Genomic DNA, 6,693 nt, shown 5'->3' with positions numbered 1-6,693 from the left:
GAAACCGCCGGGCGACGGGAAGCGCTGCTGGAGCTGATGCAGAAAATTCAGATCCAGCCGGCCATGAAAGACAACTGGCCGGACTTCATCGCCAACCCGGCGCGCTGGAGCCTGACCCGGGGCGAGCTGGACGCCGGTTTCTACGCCCCGGAACACGCCTTGTTAGTGGTCACTGAAAACGATCTGTACGGCGAACGGGTGCTGCAACGCCGGCGCCGTAAATCCAGCAGCGACGATGGCGCCGCCGAACAGGCCTTCCGCTCTTTGGGGGAAATGACCGTGGGCTCCCCCGTGGTCCATCTGGAACACGGCGTGGGCCGCTATCTCGGCCTCACCCACATGGAAGTGCACCGCCAGCAACACGAATTCCTGCTGCTGGAATACGCCGGCGGCGACAAGCTCTATGTGCCGGTTTCCTCTCTGCACCTGATCAGCCGTTACGGTGGCGGCGACACCGCGCCACTGAACCGCCTGGGCACCGAGCAATGGACCAAGGCCCGCCAGAAAGCCGCCGAAAAAATCCATGATGTGGCCGCCGAACTGCTTAACACCTACGCCCGCCGCGAGGCCCGTGAAGGCCGCCAGTTCGATGTGGACCTGAACGACTACGATCGCTTCAGCGCCGGCTTTCCCTTCGAGGAGACCCCGGATCAGCAGGCCGCCATTGCGTCTGTGGTTGCGGACATGCAATCCAGCCAGCCCATGGACCGGCTGGTCTGCGGCGACGTGGGCTTCGGCAAAACCGAGGTGGCCATGCGCGCCGCCTTCGTGGCCGTGGAAAATCAGACCCAGGTGGCCGTACTGGTCCCCACCACCCTGCTCGCCCAACAGCATTACGAATCCTTCACTGACCGTTTTGCCGACTGGCCGGTGAATATCGAAGTGCTGTCCCGTTTCCGCAGTGCCAAGGAAAAGACCCAGGTGCTGCAACGGCTGAAGGAAGGCAAGGTGGATATTCTGGTGGGCACCCACCAGCTGCTCCAGGAAACCGTGGCCTTCGACAATCTGGGCCTGATTATTGTCGACGAAGAACACCGCTTCGGGGTGCGCCACAAGGAACGCCTGAAACAGATGCGTGCCGAGTGTGACATTCTCACCCTTACCGCTACCCCGATTCCGCGCACCCTGAACATGGCCATGAGCGGCATGCGCGATATTTCCATCATAGCCACACCGCCGCAAAAACGCCTCTCCGTGAAGACCTTTGTGCAGCAGCACAACGATACCGCCATCAAGGAAGCGCTGCTGCGTGAACTGCTGCGGGGCGGGCAAGTGTATTACCTGCACAATGATATCGACACCATGGAGAAAACCGCCGCGGACATCCGCAAGCTGGTTCCTGATGCCCGTGTGGGTATTGCCCACGGTCAGATGCGCGAGCGGGAACTGGAAGCGGTAATGAGCGACTTCTACCACCGTCGTTTCAACGTGTTGGTGAGCACCACCATCATCGAAACCGGTATCGATGTGCCCAGCGCCAACACCATCATCATCGATCGCGCCGACAAGCTTGGCCTGGCCCAGCTCCATCAGCTCCGTGGTCGGGTGGGCCGCAGCCACCACCAGGCCTACGCCTATCTGATCACCCCCAGCCCCAAGGTGATGACCAAGGACGCCATCAAACGGCTGGAAGCCATCGAGCAAGCCACCGACCTGGGTGCCGGCTTTATGCTCGCCAGCCAGGACATGGAAATTCGCGGTGCTGGCGAGCTACTCGGCGAAGAGCAGCACGGCAATATCGAAACCATCGGTTTCAGCCTCTACATGGAAATGCTTGAGCAAGCAGTGGAAGCGCTGAAACGCGGCGAACAGCCGGACGTGGAAAAGCCGCTCAGCGGTGGCCCGGAGCTGAACCTGCGCATTCCCGCATTGATCCCGGAAGACTACCTGCCGGATGTGTTCGGCCGCCTCACGCTCTACAAGCGCATCGCCGGCTGCAAAACCCGTGCGGGTTTGAAAGAACTACAAGTAGAAATGATCGACCGCTTTGGCCTGCTGCCAGAGCCGGTGAAAAACCTGTTTGCCGTTACCGAGCTACGCCAGCAGGCAGAGCGGCTGGGCATTATCCGCCTGGACGCCCACGCCACCGGCGGCAAACTGGAATTCGGCGAGCGCACCCCGGTGGACCCGCTCACCATTGTCAAACTGGTCCAGTCCGGCCCCAACCGCTTCAAGCTGGAAGGTGCCAACGCCCTGCGCTTTGTGGAAGACAGCGAGACAGCGGAAGAACGTATTCAGGTGGTGCAGGAACTGCTCACGCGCCTCGCGGCCCAAAGTATCCAGACAGGCGCCGCTGGCTGAATACCCATTCAGCCAGCGCGTCGGAGAGCGGCTCAAATCGCACTCTTGTCACAAAATCCGTGCCGATCGCCCCATCGCCCGTGAGCAATCCTGGCTGATTGGGGTATAGTCGGCACCCATATTAAACGCCAGACGCATGACGCCAGATGCAATAAAACCGGAAAACAGGGTTTTGATCTTGGGGTCAGGGTTTAGGCATCCGGCGTCGTGCGTTATGCATTCGGCGTTATAAGGCGAAACAAGGAGTGTTCAATGCATCGCGCTTTACTGTTGGTTGTTCTGGTCCTGTTTGGCAACACCGCCATCGCACAAAGCTGGTACAAAGTGGAAGTGCTGGTGTTTGCTCAAAACAACGCCAGCAGTGAAGAAATCTGGGCCACCGGTCTGCAGCCTCACTATGCCTCACAGGCCGTGCCCATTGGCCAACCGGAAGCCAGCGAGATGGCCGACCCGGATGCCATTGCCCGGGGCGCCTGGCAACCGTTGTCCCAGGATGACGAAGTGCTTCGCTATATGCTGGAACGCATGGAAGGCACCGGCGACTACCGCGAGCTGTATCATGCCGCCTGGGAGCAGCCCATCGGCAGCAAGGCGAAGACCTTGCCGGTCTATGTGCGCGGCGGGCAGACACTGCCCACGGCAGACGGTGAAATACCGGAATTGGAAGGCACCCTGCAGTTCAGCAAATCCCGCTACCTCCATGTGACACCACAGATCTGGTTTAACACGGAAAGTAACGGCGAGCGCCTGTACGTGGACATTGACGAGAAGCGACGCCTTGCGGGCCACCAGGTGTACTATTTCGACCATGCCCTGTTCGGCATGCTGGTCCGCATTACGCGGGCCTGAACACCTCAGGCCGACGCAGGAGCATCCAGTTCCAGCAGCTCGGTCAAAAAATCCTGCCACAGTTCGTAGATCATAAAGTGCCCCTGTTCGGGGAAACTGCGAAACTGCACGTTCGGTAAATCTGCGGCAAGGTGACGCGCCCCATCAATGGAAATAATGCCATCGGTTTCACCGTGCCACTGCAGGATCGGCACGGTAATCTGCTTGAGATCCACCCCCAGGGGTTTGAGATGATTCAGGTACTCCTCCATCATGATGCGCGCGCCCTGAAAATGGCCTCGACGAGTCCGCTTGATGGTCCGCGCCAGCAGATCAGGATTGTTGAATACCGCCTGGTCCGACGCTGACATGCCCCGCGCCAGCATCTTGTAGAAGCGTTCCGGGGCCTTCTGTACCCCACGCACCCCCAGCCGTCCCACCAACATGAACAGGCGAGGATCGCGGCGGGAAATCTGCAGGCTCATCCGATGAATGGGTTCCAGCTTGTCCAGCTCCAGGTGATCTCCCGCCAGCGTCGTGCTCAGCAGGCCTAACCGGTCGAACAGCTCCGGATAGAGCGCCGCGGCGCACAGCGCATAAGGCCCACCACCACAGTACGCCGCCATGGGCGGTTTGCGGATATGCAGGTGCTCACACAAAAACTGGATATCCCGGCCAAGATCCTTGAACTGGTAATTACGCTTGTAGGTGGAAATGCCATAGCCGGGCCGGACGATCAAAATCATTCGCAGGCCTCGCTCACGGTACCAGTCTTCAAACACGGTATGATCAGGCATTGAGGCGCCCTGATTCTCCAGCGTCAGGACCGGCCTGCCTTTGGGGTCACCGTATTCGTACCAGCTCAACACCCGCCCATCCGCAAGGGTGACGGTGTATTCTTCGTCTTCATCCTGCAGTCGGGGCAAGCGGGCAGCCTGCACCAGCGCATGCCCCATGGCATGGCTAACCAGCTGCACCTGGCTGGTGATGTTGAGCTTTCCCATAACCGATTTCAGCTGGCTGCGGGCAGTGCTGATCTTGATGTTCAGCAATTGCGAGCTCTGTTGGAGATTTCCAACCTTGCACAGAAGGTGTAACAACCGGGATTCTGCTTCCGTGATACTGAACACGGAGCGCAGCATTTCTGGCGATGGTGTCACTACGCTGTGCCCCGCCAGCACCCAGACGATAGTGCGCACCTGGGCGATCGACCCGGGCGCATCCGATTTTTGCACCGGCAGGCACAACAAAGAAATGCCGTCCTGAGGCGAGGTGAGCAGCTGCGTATCTCGCCCTTCCGCGAGCCGGTTTACCCGCTCCAGAGCCTGTTTCAGTTCCCTGTCCGCAATACTCAAGGTGCCGTTTGCGCGCAGCTGGACAGGTCCATCCGCCAGCACCTGCTGCGCCACCGGATTGGATTCCAGCACCTGCAATTGCTCACCCAGCATCAGCATGGGCCAGGGCATCTGGTTGTACATGGCATTGAGCACGTTGGTGCGGTCTTCCAGCGCATGCATATAGGAGCTGGAGCGTACAGCTCGCTCAAGGTGCGAAATCAGGCCTTCCACTTCTGCACGACGCGGTGCCGGGCCAGGCACCAGGGCCGATTCTGCAGCCCCCTGCTCGATGGGGAAGCCCTCTTCTACCTCCGTCCAACCGGCAATGGTATCCAGCAGTTCGACCCAGTCGCCCGGGGATAACGCGGTTTCATAGATCTTGCCGATCAACGCATCATTGTCGTTTTTCAAAACCGTCCCCGATTCGGTTAGCCATGAAATAGCATAGGCAGGGACCTGGTAAGCGGCAACCAAAAGGAGATGAAAAGGGAATCCTGAAGCGTGGGAGGGACTGGCAACGTGCCAGTATCTTCGACCACATAGCTGCCGGCACGCCTTTCAAACATCACGGCTTATGCTTCGTCCTCTCCTTGTGTATTCAGGTAGCGAACTCCCGTGAGCCGTTCGGACTCGTCCCATAACCGTTGCGCCAGGCCTTCGTTATCCGTGATTTTTCGGGCAAAGGCCTGTGCCGGGTAGCCTCGCAGCTCGAGAATTTTTCCATCCGGGCCGTAATAGCCTCCGGAAATCACATCATCGCTGGTGGCCGCCATCACCCCCGGCAGGCAGCCCATCTCTGCCGGCTGGGCCATAAATTTGTTGAACAGCCCGCCGCCGGGAATGGTGTCCTGCAGATGGGTCGCCGAGTAGCCAGGATGGGCTGCCATTACCTGAATGTTTGAGCCGCGTTTGCGCAAACGGCGGTGCAGATCCTTGGCAAAAATCAGATTGGCCAGCTTGCTCTGGCAATAGAACGGCCAGCGGGAATAACGCTTCTCCGCATTGAGATTCCCCCACATAATCTTTCCGCTACGGTGCGCCAGGCTGGAGATCTGCACGATGCGCGGGGCCGGCGCCGCGTCCAGCAGATCAAGCAAGGGACCGGTAAGCGCGAAGTGCCCGAGATGATTGGTCCCAAACTGTATTTCAAAGCCATCCTTGGTGCGCTGTAGCGGCGGCGCCATCAAGCCCGCGTTGTTGAGCAGAATATCCAGCGTGCTGATACGTTCTTTCAGCGCCACAACAAACGCCTTTACCGATGCCAGATCCGCCAGATCCAGCGACATGACAATCAACCTGGCATCTGGAGTCCGTTCTCTGACCTGCTCCACCGCTGCTTCCGCCTTGGCCGTATTCCGGCATGCCAGGATCACCTCTGCACCGTTGGCGGCAAACAGCTTCACCGCTTCCAGGCCAATACCACTGTTGGCACCGGTGACCACTATGGTCTTGCCGGTAAGGTCAGGAATATGTGCTGGGCGCCAGCTGGATTTAGCCATGGCTCGTCCTTGGTTTATGGATGTTGGCAGTATTGTTCGCCGTCGCCAGAACGGTAGCACGTTCCTGTTGGGCCAATTAATCAGGCCAATCCAGGCAACCGGCAGTATCAGAACTTGTCACATTCTCCCGCCCTGGCAACCGCTGGACGCCAAATGCCAGATGACAGACGCTTGCATTCAAAACCTGAAAAGCTTGGCCGCCATGCTCTCTGCGCAAAATGCCTTACTCACAATTGCCTGAATCATGACCCTGGCCCTTCTTCAAAGTGCCCCTAAAAGCAGGATGCCGTAATAACGACAACCTCTCAGGCCATGGGGTTTTACGTCAGACATCCGGCGTCGAGCGTTCGGCAAAATGCCGGGTATTCGTGATAAACCCATCAAACGGCAAATAGCGTATTCTTCACTCTAACCCGCGAAGAACCTAAAATAAGCCCCCTCCCCCACTCCACCGGAGCTTCCTCCCATGGCGCGCGTCAAACTCGATTTGCCCGAGCAGTTTCTTTATACCCACACCATCAACGTGCGCATGACCGACCTGAATACCGGTAAACATGTGGGCAATGATCAGATGATTTCGCTGCTTTCCGAAGCTCGCTACCGATTCTTCTGCGATATCGATTACAGCCAGGAGCGCATTGTGGTGACCGACCTGGTAGCCAGTTATCGTGCAGAGAGCTTTGCGCAGGACGATTTGCAATTTGGAGTGGGGCTGATGGATTTTAACA

5 protein-coding genes are annotated in these 6,693 nt (G+C 58.5%); 3 read left to right on the top strand and 2 right to left on the bottom strand.

Going from position 1 to position 6,693, the window contains the following annotated elements; genetic code table 11:
• Together mfd and A3754_RS10050 are read left to right on the top strand one after the other, a co-directional pair.
• Positions 1–2,301, top strand: a 2,301-nt coding sequence (gene mfd, locus A3754_RS10055; protein ID WP_063519565.1) for a transcription-repair coupling factor, incomplete at its 5' end; no start/stop codon positions are given.
• Positions 2,302–2,553: 252 nt separating this feature from the next.
• The gene (locus A3754_RS10050; RefSeq protein ID WP_063519564.1) at positions 2,554–3,150 is read left to right on the top strand and encodes a peptidoglycan binding protein CsiV; all 597 of its coding nucleotides are present in this window, start codon (positions 2,554–2,556) and stop codon (positions 3,148–3,150) included.
• Positions 3,151–3,155: 5 nt separating this feature from the next.
• Here the strand turns inward: A3754_RS10050 and A3754_RS10045 are convergent, their stop codons facing one another.
• Complete coding sequence (locus A3754_RS10045; protein WP_063519563.1) at positions 3,156–4,877, bottom strand: alpha/beta hydrolase; 1,722 nt, start codon at positions 4,875–4,877, stop codon at positions 3,156–3,158.
• A 161-nt stretch (positions 4,878–5,038) separates the two neighbouring features.
• Positions 5,039–5,965: an oxidoreductase gene (locus A3754_RS10040; RefSeq protein ID WP_063519562.1), complete on the bottom strand. Its 927-nt coding sequence runs from the start codon at positions 5,963–5,965 to the stop codon at positions 5,039–5,041.
• A 466-nt stretch (positions 5,966–6,431) separates the two neighbouring features.
• Here A3754_RS10040 and A3754_RS10030 point away from each other — a divergent pair.
• On the top strand, positions 6,432–6,693 hold a 262-nt coding region (locus tag A3754_RS10030), incomplete at its 3' end, for a thioesterase family protein (RefSeq protein WP_197468605.1).

Source organism: Alcanivorax sp. HI0083 (assembly GCF_001635175.1).
This window is presented reverse-complemented; position numbering and strand designations above follow the sequence as displayed.